This window comes from Acetivibrio saccincola, from assembly GCF_002844395.1.
In the GTDB taxonomy this organism is placed as follows: domain Bacteria; phylum Bacillota; class Clostridia; order Acetivibrionales; family Acetivibrionaceae; genus Herbivorax; species Herbivorax saccincola.
Window position 1 is genome coordinate 616,710 of record NZ_CP025197.1, and the last position, 14,913, is coordinate 631,622.

At 33.1% G+C, this 14,913-nt stretch carries 13 protein-coding genes; 9 read left to right on the top strand and 4 right to left on the bottom strand.

Annotated elements, in window-relative coordinates:
• Nucleotides 1–70 precede the first annotated feature (70 nt).
• Entirely contained in the window at nt 71–1,510 is a 1,440-nt protein-coding gene (locus tag HVS_RS02745; RefSeq protein ID WP_235827484.1) for an ISLre2 family transposase, read from the bottom strand.
• Between the two features lie 319 nt (nt 1,511–1,829).
• Between HVS_RS02745 and HVS_RS02750 the strand changes: the two genes are divergently transcribed.
• The 6 genes from HVS_RS02750 to HVS_RS02775 all read left to right on the top strand — a co-directional run bounded on the left by HVS_RS02750 (nt 1,830) and on the right by HVS_RS02775 (nt 7,124).
• Complete coding sequence (locus tag HVS_RS02750) at nt 1,830–2,528, top strand: GTP pyrophosphokinase (protein WP_101304043.1); 699 nt, start codon at nt 1,830–1,832, stop codon at nt 2,526–2,528.
• A gap of 225 nt (nt 2,529–2,753) precedes the next feature.
• Nucleotides 2,754–3,587 carry an ATP-binding cassette domain-containing protein gene (locus tag HVS_RS02755; RefSeq protein ID WP_101299000.1) on the top strand — a complete coding sequence of 278 codons (834 nt, stop codon included), beginning with the start codon at nt 2,754–2,756 and terminating at the stop codon, nt 3,585–3,587.
• Nucleotides 3,588–3,615: 28 nt separating this feature from the next.
• Complete coding sequence (locus HVS_RS02760; RefSeq protein ID WP_101299002.1) at nt 3,616–4,323, top strand: hypothetical protein; 708 nt, start codon at nt 3,616–3,618, stop codon at nt 4,321–4,323.
• Between the two features lie 463 nt (nt 4,324–4,786).
• The gene (gene rplM, locus HVS_RS02765) at nt 4,787–5,221 is read left to right on the top strand and encodes a 50S ribosomal protein L13 (RefSeq protein ID WP_101299005.1); all 435 of its coding nucleotides are present in this window, start codon (nt 4,787–4,789) and stop codon (nt 5,219–5,221) included.
• A gap of 27 nt (nt 5,222–5,248) precedes the next feature.
• Nucleotides 5,249–5,641 carry a 30S ribosomal protein S9 gene (rpsI, locus tag HVS_RS02770; RefSeq protein WP_101299007.1) on the top strand — a complete coding sequence of 131 codons (393 nt, stop codon included), beginning with the start codon at nt 5,249–5,251 and terminating at the stop codon, nt 5,639–5,641.
• Between the two features lie 673 nt (nt 5,642–6,314).
• Nucleotides 6,315–7,124, top strand: coding sequence for a TnsA endonuclease C-terminal domain-containing protein (locus HVS_RS02775; protein WP_242971650.1), 810 nt, complete (start codon nt 6,315–6,317; stop codon nt 7,122–7,124).
• A 44-nt stretch (nt 7,125–7,168) separates the two neighbouring features.
• On the opposite strand, the gene HVS_RS02780 is transcribed toward HVS_RS02775, so the two are convergent.
• Genes HVS_RS02780 through istA form a run of 3 tightly spaced genes read right to left on the bottom strand, consistent with a single transcriptional unit; the run spans nt 7,169 to nt 9,800 of the window.
• Nucleotides 7,169–7,456 carry a TIGR04540 family protein gene (locus HVS_RS02780; RefSeq protein ID WP_101299011.1) on the bottom strand — a complete coding sequence of 96 codons (288 nt, stop codon included), beginning with the start codon at nt 7,454–7,456 and terminating at the stop codon, nt 7,169–7,171.
• Between the two features lie 57 nt (nt 7,457–7,513).
• Nucleotides 7,514–8,272 carry an IS21-like element helper ATPase IstB gene (gene istB / locus HVS_RS02785; RefSeq protein WP_027621357.1) on the bottom strand — a complete coding sequence of 253 codons (759 nt, stop codon included), beginning with the start codon at nt 8,270–8,272 and terminating at the stop codon, nt 7,514–7,516.
• The gene (gene istA / locus HVS_RS02790; protein ID WP_157834867.1) at nt 8,262–9,800 is read right to left on the bottom strand and encodes an IS21 family transposase; all 1,539 of its coding nucleotides are present in this window, start codon (nt 9,798–9,800) and stop codon (nt 8,262–8,264) included. Before istA ends, istB begins: the two co-directional genes overlap by 11 nt.
• Before the next feature lie 349 nt (nt 9,801–10,149).
• Here istA and HVS_RS02795 point away from each other — a divergent pair, with 349 nt between their 5' ends.
• Genes HVS_RS02795 through brxC form a run of 3 tightly spaced genes read left to right on the top strand, consistent with a single transcriptional unit; the run spans nt 10,150 to nt 14,898 of the window.
• Nucleotides 10,150–10,746 (top strand): DUF1819 family protein, encoded by a 597-nt coding sequence (locus HVS_RS02795; protein WP_101299013.1) that lies wholly within the window; start codon nt 10,150–10,152, stop codon nt 10,744–10,746.
• Nucleotides 10,747–11,328 carry a DUF1788 domain-containing protein gene (locus tag HVS_RS02800; protein ID WP_101299015.1) on the top strand — a complete coding sequence of 194 codons (582 nt, stop codon included), beginning with the start codon at nt 10,747–10,749 and terminating at the stop codon, nt 11,326–11,328. It abuts the gene before it with no gap.
• 15 nt (nt 11,329–11,343) lie between these two features.
• On the top strand, nt 11,344–14,898 hold the full coding sequence (gene brxC, locus HVS_RS02805; protein WP_101299018.1) for a BREX system P-loop protein BrxC: 3,555 nt from the start codon (nt 11,344–11,346) through the stop codon (nt 14,896–14,898).
• The last annotated feature ends 15 nt before the right edge of the window (nt 14,899–14,913 follow it).

Consider the following 14,913-nt stretch of genomic DNA (forward strand, 5'->3'; position numbering starts at 1 on the left):
TGTATAATTCCTATTGGATAGGCTTACTTGTAAACTTTCCCGTAATTTTTGCTTTATTATTACCTCATCCCTATCCGCATATACCTATAATACGCCTTAATTCTTTATATAAACCAGTTTTACACCCCTTATGAATAACAGTTAAATTACTATTCCATACACTCTCATACCTGTTTGATGACTTCTTTAATTCCTTAATTAATTTTTCCTGAATTTCTTGCCTACTAGATGCTAACTTTTTTTGTTTTTGTGCCATAACTATGTCATATACCTTACCGCCATTCTTCTTGTATATTATTAGCTTTGACATCTTTTCTACACCTTTTCTCGACCAGCCTTTAGGTCTTGAACTTAAACGGGATGAAAATACATGACTCACATGACCTTCAGCACTACAACCCACTATTCCTCTGTTTGACCTTATTTCTATACCATCCCAATTATTTAAAATATATCGCTTTGCATTTTTTATAGCCTTTATTTTATTTTCATTATCGCCTGTCTTTTCAATTATCTTTTTAAAAACCTTTGTTAGCATTTTTTTATCAGATAAATTCAAAGCCTCCTGTAAATCTTGGCTTATTGCTTCATCATTTAAATGTGTGGTCGCAACTCTTACGTATTTTTGAAGATGGTATCTATCAAGTACAAATTTACTTTTTGAAAGACAGTTAACTCCTTGCCTTATCCATGACGCCCCATCTCCTGATATATACACCGTCTCTAAAAAATCAACGTCATATTGTTTATATATGTATTCCGATACTTCAAGCCACAAATCTTCTGAATTCTTATACACTCCCCCAAAATATCGAACATTCTTTAATACTTTTCTCTTCTTATTACTTTTTTCAAAGTCAATTCCCTCATGCACATATACAAGTTTTGGCATAATTGTATTTCTCTTGCCCTTCTCATTCTGTCTCAATATACTTTTTTGTTGTAATGCTACATGGTCCTCATCGGCCTCAACATACAATATTTTTACTTCTCTCTTTTTATCTACTTTTATTTCAGGCTCAACTATTTCAATATTATGTATTTTATTCATCACTGCTTGTTTGCTGATTTCATCAATATATGTCGCCTTTTCTCCTGCCTTTCTGTAGCTGCTGTCAGCTGCTTCATCTATTGCATTAATTACAACATCGGCACTTACTCTGTCATGTGGTTCTACACCTACAATCCTGTCGACTAGGTGTTGTCTATTACCATTTTCCTTATGCTTAAAATATGTCCTGTTATAACTTAGTGTTCCAAATGTCGTTAAAATAGCTGTTTTATCTTTTCTTATAATTTCCCAATACTGTTTCCTTATTTCACAGTTACGGAAATATTCATCCATATCTTCAAGCACTTCTTTAAGTATATCGCGTCCAAGTTTAAATAAATCTTCTTTTAGACCAAGAACAAGATCAGCTAAGTCTTTTCCTTCTTCAATAAAATTTTTTATCTTTTTTTCAATTCTTTTTACCCCAAATTCATTAAAATGTTGTATACTATTATACATAGAAGATGTCATCCTTTCTATTTATTATTTTTGGTTAATTAATATCTTAACAGGATGTCATCTTCTTTTCAATTATATATGGTATTTTATGTCTCATTCCCTACAATAACTTTACGCTAACTAAAATTTTTTAAAATTTTTAAATAAAAAATGGTTTATTCATACCTTGTTCATATTTAGCATTTAAAATAATAATAGAAGTGTTTTTAATAATATGTTAATAATTTATACAAATAATGGGAGATGGGTTTAATTGGATTTAAAAGAGTGCAAAGACTTTAAAGATTTTGAGGAAATTAAGACAGAGTTAGTAAGATTTATGATGAGGTACAAACTCGCATTAGATGAATTTAACAAAAGAATTGAAATTTTAAAACATGAATTTTGCCAGATTCACGATTATAACCCTATTGAACATGTTAAATCACGGCTGAAAACCCCGGAGAGCATTTTCAAAAAACTTAAAAGAAAAGGTTTCGACATTTCACTTTCTTCAATAAGGGAGAATATTCAAGACATAGCAGGAGTGCGTATTACCTGTTCTTTCATTTCAGACATATATGAATTAAGTGAGATGCTGCAAGCCCAAAAGGATATAAAATTAGTTGCATGCAAAGATTACATAAAAAATCCAAAAACCAATGGATACAAAAGCCTTCATTTAATATTAAAAGTTCCTGTTTTCGTATCTGGCAAAAGAGAAGAAACTTATGTAGAAGTACAAATAAGAACAATTGCAATGGATTTTTGGGCAAGTCTTGAGCACAAAATTTATTACAAATACGACAAAGACATTCCGGAAAGGTTGATGAGAGAGCTAAAAGCAGCAGCGGATTCAGTGGCAGAATTGGACAGAAAAATGGAAAACATCCATAAAGAAATTAAGCACTTAAAAGAAGCGGAAGGGATAGATGAAAAAGTGGACTTTGATGATGGTACCCAGGAAATTTTTATCAACAATCAACGGTTTGTTATTCCATACGAATTTTTAATTGAGAATTTTAAAGCAGAAAAGTGAGATTGTTTTTAAAAGTTTCTGTAGAAGTTGTAAAAAAAGTTATCTCAATATTACCATTTTAAAAAACAGCTTATTTTCAATAAAAAAAGCAAGTGGAAATTCTTTTTGAGAGTAACGGGCATAAAGATTATGGATTCTTGACTTACTAACTTATTCTATTTATAATTGTATTTACAATGCGTATATCTTTGTGTATGCAATAAATATTTCTGGTAAGGGGAACATATGGAAGATTTAATTAAACTTGAAAATGTGTCTAAAGATTATGGTGGCAATATTGTTTTAAAAGAAGTTAATTTAGCCATTAGAAGGGGACAATCCATAGGCATTATTGGAGCAAATGGTTCTGGTAAGAGTACCCTTTTAAGGGTTATTGCAGGTCTTACCAAAGTAACAAGTGGTAAGAGACTGCAAAAAAACAATATAAAAATAAATTATGTGCCGGAACATTTTCCAAAAATGAATTTTACCCCTGCTGAGTACCTTTACCATATAGGGACATTTCAGGGACTTTCAAAGTCTGAAATAGAAGAGCATATTGAAAAATTATTTGACAGGTTTAATATGCAGCTTATGAAAAATACAATGATAAAATATCTTTCAAAGGGTTCCATGCAAAAGGTGGCTGTTATCCAGTCATTAATGACAAAGCCGGATGTATTGCTTTTGGACGAGCCTCTTTCAGGACAGGACTTAGAATCTCAGGAAAGGTTTGTAGAAGCAGTGCAGGAGTTTAGGGAAGAAGGTGTTTCTATTGCAATAGCCTGCCATGAAAACCACCTGATAGAGAAGCTGGCAGACAGGGCTATTGTTATATCTAACAAAACCATACACAGCAGCAGGGAATATACAACCAAAGTTATTCAGTTTAAATGTGAAGATGATCCTATATTATTGAATACATTAGACAGGATGGACGGGGTTATTAAAAGTGATGTACTAAAAGACCAGGTTCATGTTTATGTAAAAGCACAGTATAGCAACGAGTTATTGAAAAAATTGCTGGACAGGGACTGCTATATTATATCTGTAAACAGTGTTATGGAATATACCGATTGATGTTTGTGAAGGAAAGGGATTTTTGAATATGATTAAGCAGCTTTTGTTTTATAATTTCCGGTATTTTAGCAGATCACATAAATTTATTGTGCCATTGGTGATTTACCTGGCAGCATTTGCAGTTTTGTATGCCACAAAGCCTCTTGAGGTAATGAATACATATGGAATGACAGCAATGCTCACTTTTATAATTGCTGTATTGGTAGCTTATAGCTTTATGGAAATTGAAGATCCGGTACAGCAGCAAATTGTTTTATTAAGTCTTAGAAATGATAATCTTTATTATTTTTCAAAAGTATTTTTTGTCTGGATTATTGTTTCTATAATGAGTTTTATACTTGTGCTTTATCCGGCTATATTTGGCTTCTTTAATAGTAGTATAAATTTTGGGTACATAATAGTTGCTTTAATAGGTCATCTTCTATTAGGATTTTTGGGAATTTGTGTTTCTGTTTTATTTAACTCAAGATTATTTAAAAACAGGCAGTTTGCGGTTTTGATGCTGATAATTATTGTGCTGGTTTCTGTTGTGCAAAAGGCGATAATATTAAAAAGCCCTGCTACTAAATGGGTGCTTTATATTTTGCCGCCCGTTTCCCTTGTTGTTGACAGGATAACTAATTTTGCGGGGTCAAAAGATATGGTGCCTTTATTTCTTGCCTTTGGAATTTCCATAGTATATTCTTTTGGACTTTTGGTTGCATTTATAAAGTTAATGAAAACAAAGGTTTTTTAGCTATTGGTCATTTAGTTATTATTTTGTATTTTAACTGTAATTTAGCTATAGTCCGATCATAGTCCAGCCATAGTCCAGTCATAACCTGATTATAATCAAGCATATGTCTTTTAAATAAAACATATTAAAAGACAATTAATAATGCATAGTTTTTTATTAAGACATAATTTAAATTACCGTTTATATCCCCTTAAAGTGCATTCACGTCTTACATTGCCGTGTCAATAAGTTTCAAATCTGATAATTTAAAAAATGAAATGAAGACGGATTATACAAGAGTATGAGGAATTAATACGTCAAAAAATAAAGAAATGTAATGATAAATTAAATTATTTAAAAAATTACTTGACACACTCCAAGCCCTGTATTAAAATATTTAGGTATGATTAATTGGTTCTATTTGATTTGAACTGATATAAAATTTTCTATAAATATGGTTTCGGTTAAGGAGGTAAGAGGTTTCATGAAAACTTTTATGGCTAAGCCCAACGAAGTTAAGAGGAAGTGGTACGTTGTTGATGCTGAAGGTAAAGTACTAGGAAGGCTGGCTAGTGAAGTGGCAAAAATTCTAAGAGGAAAGCATAAGCCAGAATACACTCCACATGTTGATACAGGAGACCATGTGATAATATTAAATGCAGAAAAAGTTATTCTCACTGGTAAGAAGCTGGATCAGAAACTTTACAGAAGGCACTCCATGTATCCGGGTGGATTAAAAGAGGTTAAGTACAGACACTTTATGGCTAAAAATCCTGAAAAAGCTATTGAAATAGCTGTAAAGAGAATGCTTCCTAAAAACAGCCTCGGCAGGGCAATGTTCAGGAAGCTCAAGGTTTACAGAGGCTCAGAACATCCACACCAAGCACAAAAACCTGAAGTATTAGAAATAAATATTTAATTTTGGAAGGGAGGTATAGTTTTTTCTATGTCAAAAGTACAGTATTATGGTACCGGAAGAAGAAAAAAATCAGTAGCGAGAGTTAGGCTCGTTCCAGGAAATGGAAAGATTCTTATAAATGACAGAACCCTTGATGACTATTTTGGACTGGAAACATTAAAAGTTATAGTCAGACAACCTTTACTGCTTACAGATACATTAAGCAAATTTGATGTTCTTTGTAAAGTAAGCGGTGGAGGATTTACAGGTCAGGCAGGTGCTATAAGGCACGGAATCGCAAGGGCTTTATTAAAGGTGGACGAAGAATTAAGACCAGCATTGAAAAAAGCCGGTTATCTGACAAGAGACCCAAGAATGAAAGAAAGAAAGAAATACGGTCTCAAAAAAGCGAGAAGAGCTCCACAGTTCTCAAAGAGATAATTGGTTGTTTCATTACACACGAGTTTGTTTACAATTACAAAGTTTGCTTATGGCAAGCGCCAACCGTCAGGGGGGAGAATTCCCTTTGGCGGTTTTTTTGTGTTCAAAAATAGATATAGAAATAAATAAAAATATGCTAAACGGACGCAGTTTTCATCCCTCGTAAGCCTGTATAATTCGTATGTGTAGGTGGTTTCGATATTTCCTCCCGTAGGTTATACCCTGCGTATGAATACTCATTACCTTCCAAGAGCAAACTTTGTCATTCTTCACTGCTCACGAGCAAACTCGCTTGTCATTTTCTCATTTTTTATATCTTTTTTTATATTTTTTAAGGTAATAAAACCCGCGAGCAAACTTTGTCTCTCAAAGTAACTTATGGGCGAGAAGCATTGCAACCACTCGCTTACCAGACGAGCAAACTTTGTCACTCCGTGAGCAAACTTATTTGTAACTGAACATAGTAATAAATAAAAAATGGCACAAAAATAAGGGTAAATTTCAGAAAAAATTTTATAGTAAGCAAACGCTAATATTCAGCCGTTTAATAAGTTTTCTATATAAAATAAAGCATTATCCCTGTTGAAAATCCCAGTATACTACGTTAACATCACATCCAAGAAGTATGAAAGAAAGGAAGGTTTATATGGCCAAAAGAGATACTTCTTGGACTATGGCAAAGTATAAAAGATTCCTGTCTGAAAACCGTGGTGCAGGTCAATTAGCCTCCTATAAGCCCTGGTTATCCATACAAGACTTCCCGTCAAAAGGCAGGGTTTCACGTATAAAAGGCTGGAAGACAAACAGAATACATCATTTCTTTTCAGATATTCAAACCAGATGTTTTTATATGTTTGAATGGGATGATGAAATAGTAGATATTAGAGAACATTATCCACTTTTAGATTTAGTAGAGGTGGTAAAAGACAATAAAGACCTTAAGCAAGAGTTTTTTATTAATAAAGAGCCTCCATATATACTAACAACTACATTTCTACTAACTTTACGAAATCACAAATATATTGCAAGGACAGTAAAATCATCGAGTGAGTTAGGGAAAAAGTCGGTGCTAGAAAGACTGGAAATAGAAAGAAGATATTGGGCAGCAAAACAAATTGATTTTGGCATAATTACCCAAAAAGAAATACCTACTAAAATGGTAAAAAACATAGAGTGGATACACTCAAGTTTGTATACCTATGAAGAAAGAGGCTTAACAGAAAATTCATTAGAGAATTATTGCAACATTCTAATTGATAAATTTAGAGATAATAAACATTCAATCAGAAAAATAACTTCTGACTTTGATAAAGAAAATAATGTATCAGATGGAACAGGCTTATTCATTTTTAAATACCTTCTAGCATCTAAACATATTTACATTGATATGAATGAATTGCGTATTCCGGATTATCCGGACGGCAGTTCCGGAAACATCCGGACATTAAACCGGACTATCCGGACACCTTGTCATTTAATTTGATTTTATAAAAAAGCTGTACTTAATGCAATTCTTTTCGCATTTTGTTAAAGTTTATACTGATACCCCTCAAGTATTTTATTTAAAAGATTAGCCCTCTTTTTACCTATACGGTTTAACACGGTAGGGTTCAACTCCTGAGCATTAAAAAGCATTTCCGGGTAGCTATTTGCGTAGTGTAAAACTAGCTTTTTCAGTTCTTCAAGCCCTATTTTCCTAGATAGGTAAGCATCACAAGCAGATTTTATTTCTCCAGCAAGCATTTTAACTGTAGTTGGATACAATAGAAACGCCATTTTGCACCTACTTTCCGTACGATTTTCGTATTTTTGCACCCATTTTTGTACCGTAATTGTACCTCAAATTCTTCCTGTTTGCAATATCTTTTATTATTAATCACTATGTTCTGCTTCTCTAATCATCTTTTCAGCCATTACCTCCCGCATAGACTTCTTTGAGTCCAGAGCAAGGATATATGCATTATGAACTATCCTGTCCATAATTGCATCTGCTATTGTAGGGTCAGGAAACAAATCATACCAATGAGTATGAGGAATCTGTCCGGAAAGAATCGTAGAAGCTTTATTGTATCTGCTTTCTGCAACTTCAAGTATATCCCTGCTTTCTTCTAATGTGTATGATTTTAATCCTATATCATCTAAAATCAAAAGCTTTACATTTTGAAGCTGGTTCATAAACTTGCTATATATATTTTCATTTTTCGCATCTTGTATTTCAAGTAAGAGTTCCGGAATACGGTAGTATTTAACGGTATAACCATGACGGCAAGCACTGTTACCCAATGCACATGCTAAAAATGTTTTTCCGCTTCCGGTTTTTCCTGTAATCACTATATTTAATTTCTGAATAATGTAGGTACAGGTAGAAAGAGTTTGCAGAGTCTTTTTATCAATCTTCCGGTCCGAAGTATAGTCTATATCCTCAATGCATGCATTAATACTAAAAGATGCTTTATGTATATATCTTTTGATTCTTGAGTTTTTTCTTGACTCCCATTCTTTTTCAACCATAATACCGAGCCTCTCCTCGAAAGACAACTCTCTTAAAGCCGGATCTGAATCACTCAGTAGTTGAGCCATAACTTTAAGTTTCATATCTCTTAATTTTTCTATAGTTGGGTTAATTAACATATATACCACCTCCTGAGTAAGCACTGCTTCCTCTTACATTTTCATGATGAATAATTGTATCAGCCTGCTTCTTTGAGGAATTGTTAATAACTTGCTTAAGGATAATATTAAAATATTTGAATGAGAAAACATTTTTATCTATAGCCTCTTTACTGGCAGTTTCCATTATTTCGGCTGAATGACTTTTAGCAAGCCTCATAATACCCATACAAGCGCGATAACCCTGAACAGGATAATCACTGTTTTCAAGAATCTTTTTGATTAATTCCCGGGTATTAGGACCGGTTTTTTCTGCCCACGATAGAAAACGTTCAGAATTCCATGCATAAATTGCTTTATGCTCTTCGGGCATATGTTCCTCTAATGTTCTGTACCGATTAAATTTGTCATAATTCCTGGTGTGTACCGCTATCCTCTCGTTTCCTATATATACTTCTATAGTTTTTGAAGATGCCCTAACCCAACATTTGTGATTTGCATAGGAGTAATGAACACTGTAGAAAAACCCTTTATATTCAACATGATAATTAAATGCAACTCTTGTTTCCACCCAGTCGCAATACTCATATTTTGTTGCCGGCAATGGCTGCAGACAAGGTTTATCTATTTTTTCAAAAGCCGTCTTCCTGTTGCCCTCCATTTTCTGAAATGGTCTGTTGATAAACTTTTCTAGCTCTTCTGAAATTGCTTGATTTATTTCATATATGCTAAAAAACTGTCTATTTCTAAGTGCTGCCATTATTCTTCTCGAAACATTACCTACCATGTTTTCATCTGAAGCTTTATCTTTTGGTTTACCTGCTCTGGCAGGTACAATGGTCGTTCTATAGTGTAAGGCCATTTCTTTGTAGTTTCTGTTTATTAAAGGTTCTACACGGTCTGGTTTGATAACTGCAGTCTTTGTATTATCCGGTATTGTTATTTTAGGAACCCCACCATAGTACTCATATGCCCTTACATGAGCATCAATCCAACTTTCAATTTTGGTATCACTGTAAGCATAAACAAAGGGATAGTGACTTGCAGGAAGTACAGAAACAAAAATGTATGCAGGCTTTAATTCACCTGTATTAATATCTACATAGGACAGGGTATCACCAGCCCAGTCAACCTCCATTTCTTCACCGGCTTTGTGGTGTTTGTGTAGGGATATTTTATTCAGCTTCTTGAAATTCCTATACCTCTCACAGAATTGAGTATACATGATTCCATCCGGATGCTTTTCCTTATATTCTTCCCACAAAAGCATCAAAGTCACATTCTTTTTCTTCATTTCATAGAAAACATATTCCATATCAGGCTCTGGAACGGATTTTCTAGTGTTCGTAGGTGGGTATAGCATGGACATTAACTGTTTATCACTAAGTTCGATTGGCCATGTTATATTTGCCTTTTCTGCTCTTTTAAGCACCTCTGATACTGTTGTTTTGCCACAATTGCAAGCTTGGCCAATTTCTCTTAGGGATAATCCTATTTCGTATTTAAGCCTTAAAATTTCTCTTGCTTTTATCATATCTAGCCTCCTCATCGATTGGCCCCCTTTAATCATTCTGATTAAAGAGTACCTATATTTTAGTAAATCGACAAGGTGTCCGGATGTGCCGTTACGCTGTCCGGATAATTCCGAAATGCTGTCCGCATGTTGTCGGAATCAGTGTCCGGATGTGCCCGAAATATGCAAAGGAGAAAAAATTGAATAAAAGAGATAAAAAATCTAATCTCTTTTTAATCGCAATATTTCAAGTTTTATAAGGGGAGGATTTTATATTAAAGAATTAACTCACAATTAATTCTGGTTTTTCAATGCATTTATGATTAAATAGTGATATAATGTTTATATAAAAAATGGCCATGAAAAAGAGGTGATATGGTAAAATATGTTAGAATATAAGTCAACAATTAAGGCAAGATCGTATCTTTATTTAGAATTGAAAAAGGCTGCAAGCCTTTATTTACAAGGGTTTTCTATAGATGATATAAGACAAAAAGCATTAGTAGAAAATATATTTTCATTAAATTCAGAGAACAGAATTAAGGAAATTGCTTCAACCGTTTCGGAAAGACTAGAAGCCTTGGATGAAATGTTACTTGATAAATTGGTAAATGGAAATCTTGAAACAAGCAAACAGATAGCCCTATATGCTATTTTGAAAACAGACAGGCTTTTTTTTGAGTTTATGCAGGAGGTATATAGAGAGAAATACCTTATAAGAGATTATTTAATTACAGATAAGGATTTTGCTATTTTCTTTCAAAGAAAAGCAGAACAAAATCAAAAAGTGGCAGAGTGGAAAGATTATACCTTTTATAAATTAAAGCAGGTTTACAAAAGAATCTTAACTGAAGCCGGATTTGTAAAGAAGAATAAAAAAGATGTTGAAATAACCAGACCCTTAATGGAGCAAGAATTAATAGATCATTTAAATGCAAAAGGTGATGGCATATACCTGCAGGCCATGTTAGGAGGGATATAAATGAAGACCATTTATGAAAGGCTTGATGAAATTCTACCTATTATTACAGATAAAAGATTTAGGGAGAACAAAGGATTAGGCAATGAAATAGGCTACTATATTTTTGATTATGATCCTGAGGATGAAATCATTGTTAGAGAACATATAAAGTTCTTAAAGCAGAAAATAAATAATGATGGAATGGATTTTTCTATTAGAGAAATTGACCTTTATGAAATAATGATTGAAATATTAGCGGAAAAGGGATATTTGAAAAAAGTCTTTGAAATGGAGAAGAAAAAAGGTACAGATGCAATCCTTAAGCCTATAAAGAATACTTTAAGACTCACCCAGAAAAATGATTTAGTTGTAGAGTATATCAGAGAAAGAGTACAGGAAAATGATATTGTTTTCTTAACAGGTGTGGGGAAAATATGGCCAATTATCCGATCTCACACTATTTTAAATGTTCTACATTCTGTAATAGATCATGTACCTTTAATCATGTTTTATCCTGGAACTTATTCAGGACAAGATTTAAACCTATTTGATAAAATTTCTGACCAAAACTACTATAGGGCTTTTAAACTGGTGGAAAGATAAGGAGGATATTTAACTATGAAAATAAAGAAAATGTTTTATAGGGATATTGATAGGGATATTAAGGGAGTTATCAAGATTGGACAAGATGATGATGCCAATGTTCATCAAGAGTTAGAGGAATATGTAGTTACTAGAGAATTGGCTAGACATTTTAGTACCTTTTTTGAGGCCTACAGAGAAGCGATTAATAATTATACTGACAAAATGGGAGTCTGGATATCAGGCTTCTTTGGTTCTGGTAAATCCCATTTCTTAAAGATTTTATCTTATCTTCTTGAGAATAAAGAGGTAAAGGGTAAACGTGCTATATCCTATTTTGACGATAAAATAGAGGATGCTTCTGTTTTAGCAGATATCAAAGCCTCAGGGGATGTAAGTGCCGATGTTATTTTATTTAACATAGATTCAAAAGCCGATTCAGATTCTAGAACTAATAAGGAATCAATAGTTAATGTATTCAATAAAGTGTTCAATGAAATGCAAGGTTTCTGCGGGTCTTTGCCATGGCTTGCAGATCTTGAAGCACAAATGGTTAAAGAAGGTTCTTATGAAGCCTTTAAGTCAAGATTTGAGGAATTATCAGGGGAATCATGGATTGAAGCAAGAGAAGATTTTTATTTTGAAGAAGATAATATAGTTCAGGCACTGGCAGATACAACTAAAATGAGTATAGAAGCAGCCCGAAATTGGTACAATAAGGCTGAAGATAACTACTCTTTAAGTGTCGAAAAGTTCGCTAATAAAGTAAAAGAATATATTGAGTCCAAGGACAGAGAGCACCATGTCATCTTTTTGGTGGATGAGATGGGTCAATACATAGGGGATGATGTAGGCTTAATGCTTAACCTGCAGACAGTTGTTGAAGATTTAGGAACTTATTGTGGGGGTAAAGCGTGGGTTATTGTAACCTCACAGCAAGATATAGATACTGTTACGAAGGTAAGGGGTAATGACTTTTCTAAAATCCAAGGCAGATTTAATACAAGGCTTAGTTTATCCAGTGCCAACGTGGATGAAGTAATTAAAAGGAGAATCCTTTATAAGAACGAAACCGCTAAAGAGACCTTAAAACTTTACTATGCAGACAAGGAAGCAATTATAAAAAATCTTATCACCTTTTCCACTGATACACCGGAAATGAAAATCTTCAAAACAGCAGAAGACTTTGTAGATGTGTATCCTTTTATACCTTATCAATTTAGATTACTGCAGTCTGTTTTTACAGCAATTAGACAGCATGGTGCTAGTGGAAAACATCTTTCAGAAGGAGAGAGGTCTCTTTTATCTGCATTTCAAGAGGCTGCTATCAAATATATGGATAAAGAAGTGGGAGCATTAGTACCATTTTCCGCATTCTACGAAACTATAGAGACTTTCTTGGATCATAATATCAAGACAGTTTTTATTCATGCGGAAGATAACGATAGGCTTAATGATATGGATGTGGAAGTACTAAAGGTCCTATTCTTAATAAAATGGGTAAAAGAAATGCCAAAGAACTTGGAAAACATTGCAACATTAATGGTTTCAAATATTGACGAAGACAAAATTGAATTAAAGAAAAAAATAGAAGCATCTTTGGACAGGCTTGTAAAAGAGACACTGGTTCAGAAAAATGGAAATGAGTATATCTTCTTAACTCATGAAGAACAGGATGTAAATAAAGAAATACAAAATATTTCAATTGATATCAGTGAGATAATATTGAAGATTGGTGAGGAAATATACACAGGAATTTACAGTGAAAAGAAGTTTCGCTATAACGTTAGATACCATTTTGATTTTAACAAAATCATAGACGATAGGTATATGTCCTCCCAAAAACACGATATAGGAGTAAAAGTAATTACCCCTTATTATGATACTGGTGTTGAACTTACTGACCATGAATTAAGAATGATGTCAGCCAGAGAAAATAATCTAATAATTAAACTACCTCAAGATACTTCTTTCCTTGAAGAGATGGAGAATATATTAAAGATACAGACCTACCTTACAAGGAAAGCAGGTACTATACAAACGGAAGAAATTGAAGAAATAAAGATAAGAAAATCAAGAGAAGTTGCTGAGCGAAAGGACAGAGTTGTATCCTTACTTAAGGAAGCATTGCAAGAAGCAGACTTCTATGTAAATATGCAAAAAATTGATATAAAATCAAAAAATCCTGTTGAAAGAATAAACAGTGGGTTGAAAATACTTATTGAAAATATCTATGACAAGTTAAACTATATTACTGATTTTATTGAAAGCACCAAAGAACTTCATGATCTATTGCTTGATGAGGATACACAGATAAATATATTTGGAGAGGAAGAAATCCCAAACAAACTAGCCATAGACGAAGTGCTCTATTATATTGAAAGAAACACTCAAAGGCATATTCCCATAACTATGAAGACCCTATTGGAACTATTTTCTAAGCCCCCTTATGGTTGGTTGCCAGATGATATTAGAGGTATTGTGATTAGATTATTTAAAGCACAGGAAATTAAGATACAATTAGGCAGCGAATATCTTAATACTTCTGATAATAACCTAATCCAATATATGACGAAAAAAGATTATATAGATAGATTGCTAATAAAGAAAAGGACTAAAACCCCTGAAAAGTATTTAAATAACGCCAGAATGTTAATTAGAGAAGTTTTCAATTATGCATCAGTACCAGGCGATGAAGATGGATTAATGATTCGTTTCAAGGAGTTATCTAACTATGAATTATCAAATATAAGAGAACTGTTAGTCCGTTATGAAGAGAGAAATTATCCCGGTAAAGATGTGTTAGAAAGAGGCAAGAGTCTTTTCGAGGACATTTTGCAGATTAGTGATGCTACAGCCTTCTTTGAAAAACTATATGAAGTAAAAGAAGAATTAATGGACTATGAGGAAGAAGTTTTTGACGTTAAAAAATTCTTTAAAAACCAAAAAGAGCAGTTTGATAAAGCCCTTAAACAACTCAATATATATGAAAAGAACAAAACCTATGTTTTAGATTCAGAAACCATAAACCTTGTTAAAGAAATAGAAACAATAGTTAAATCAGCAAAACCATATAATCAGATTTCAAAATTACCTAGTCTAATAAATGACTTTGTTAGCAGATTTGCTATCTTGTTAGAAGAAGAGTGTAAACCTGTAAGGGCTGTAATAGAAAGTGATTGGAATAAGGTAAAAGATGAACTGGATTTGTATGATTTTAAGGATGAGTTATCAGGTAAGTTTAACAATAAATTTAGGGAACTTTTGGACAGATTAGATTCATCTCACAACTTCTATGAAGCCATCGCCATGAAGGAAGAGTCAGATAGGTTGAAAATGAGATGTTTTGAGGAAATTAAGAAAACTGCCTTGGAAAAGAGCAAAGAAAGGGATATTGAAAAACAACCAGTTACCACTGGGGAAGGCAATGGAGTTTATACACCTAAAAAAACTGTCAATATAAGTATAGCCAATATATTCCATGGTGCCAAAACCATTGAAAGTGAAGAAGATATAGAAGAACTTCTTGATTATTTAAGAAAGCAATTAAAAACGGAACTAAAGGAAAATACCATATTGAAATTAATTTAAGTTGAGGAGGGGATA

Excerpts from the sequence above, each read along its gene's own strand:
- HVS_RS02760 (WP_101299002.1), top strand. The coding sequence starts at position 3,616 with ATGATTAAGCAGCTTTTGTTTTATAATTTCCGGTATTTTAGCAGATCA.
- rplM (WP_101299005.1), top strand. The coding sequence starts at position 4,787 with ATGAAAACTTTTATGGCTAAGCCCAACGAAGTTAAGAGGAAGTGGTAC.
- HVS_RS02750 (WP_101304043.1), top strand. The coding sequence starts at position 1,830 with ATGATGAGGTACAAACTCGCATTAGATGAATTTAACAAAAGAATTGAA.
- rpsI (WP_101299007.1), top strand. The coding sequence starts at position 5,249 with ATGTCAAAAGTACAGTATTATGGTACCGGAAGAAGAAAAAAATCAGTA.
- brxC (WP_101299018.1), top strand. The coding sequence starts at position 11,344 with ATGAAAATAAAGAAAATGTTTTATAGGGATATTGATAGGGATATTAAG.
- HVS_RS02755 (WP_101299000.1), top strand. The coding sequence starts at position 2,754 with ATGGAAGATTTAATTAAACTTGAAAATGTGTCTAAAGATTATGGTGGC.
- HVS_RS02745 (WP_235827484.1), bottom strand. The coding sequence starts at position 1,510 with ATGTATAATAGTATACAACATTTTAATGAATTTGGGGTAAAAAGAATT.
- istA (WP_157834867.1), bottom strand. The coding sequence starts at position 9,800 with ATGAGGAGGCTAGATATGATAAAAGCAAGAGAAATTTTAAGGCTTAAA.
- HVS_RS02795 (WP_101299013.1), top strand. The coding sequence starts at position 10,150 with ATGTTAGAATATAAGTCAACAATTAAGGCAAGATCGTATCTTTATTTA.
- istB (WP_027621357.1), bottom strand. The coding sequence starts at position 8,272 with ATGTTAATTAACCCAACTATAGAAAAATTAAGAGATATGAAACTTAAA.
- HVS_RS02800 (WP_101299015.1), top strand. The coding sequence starts at position 10,747 with ATGAAGACCATTTATGAAAGGCTTGATGAAATTCTACCTATTATTACA.
- HVS_RS02775 (WP_242971650.1), top strand. The coding sequence starts at position 6,315 with ATGGCAAAGTATAAAAGATTCCTGTCTGAAAACCGTGGTGCAGGTCAA.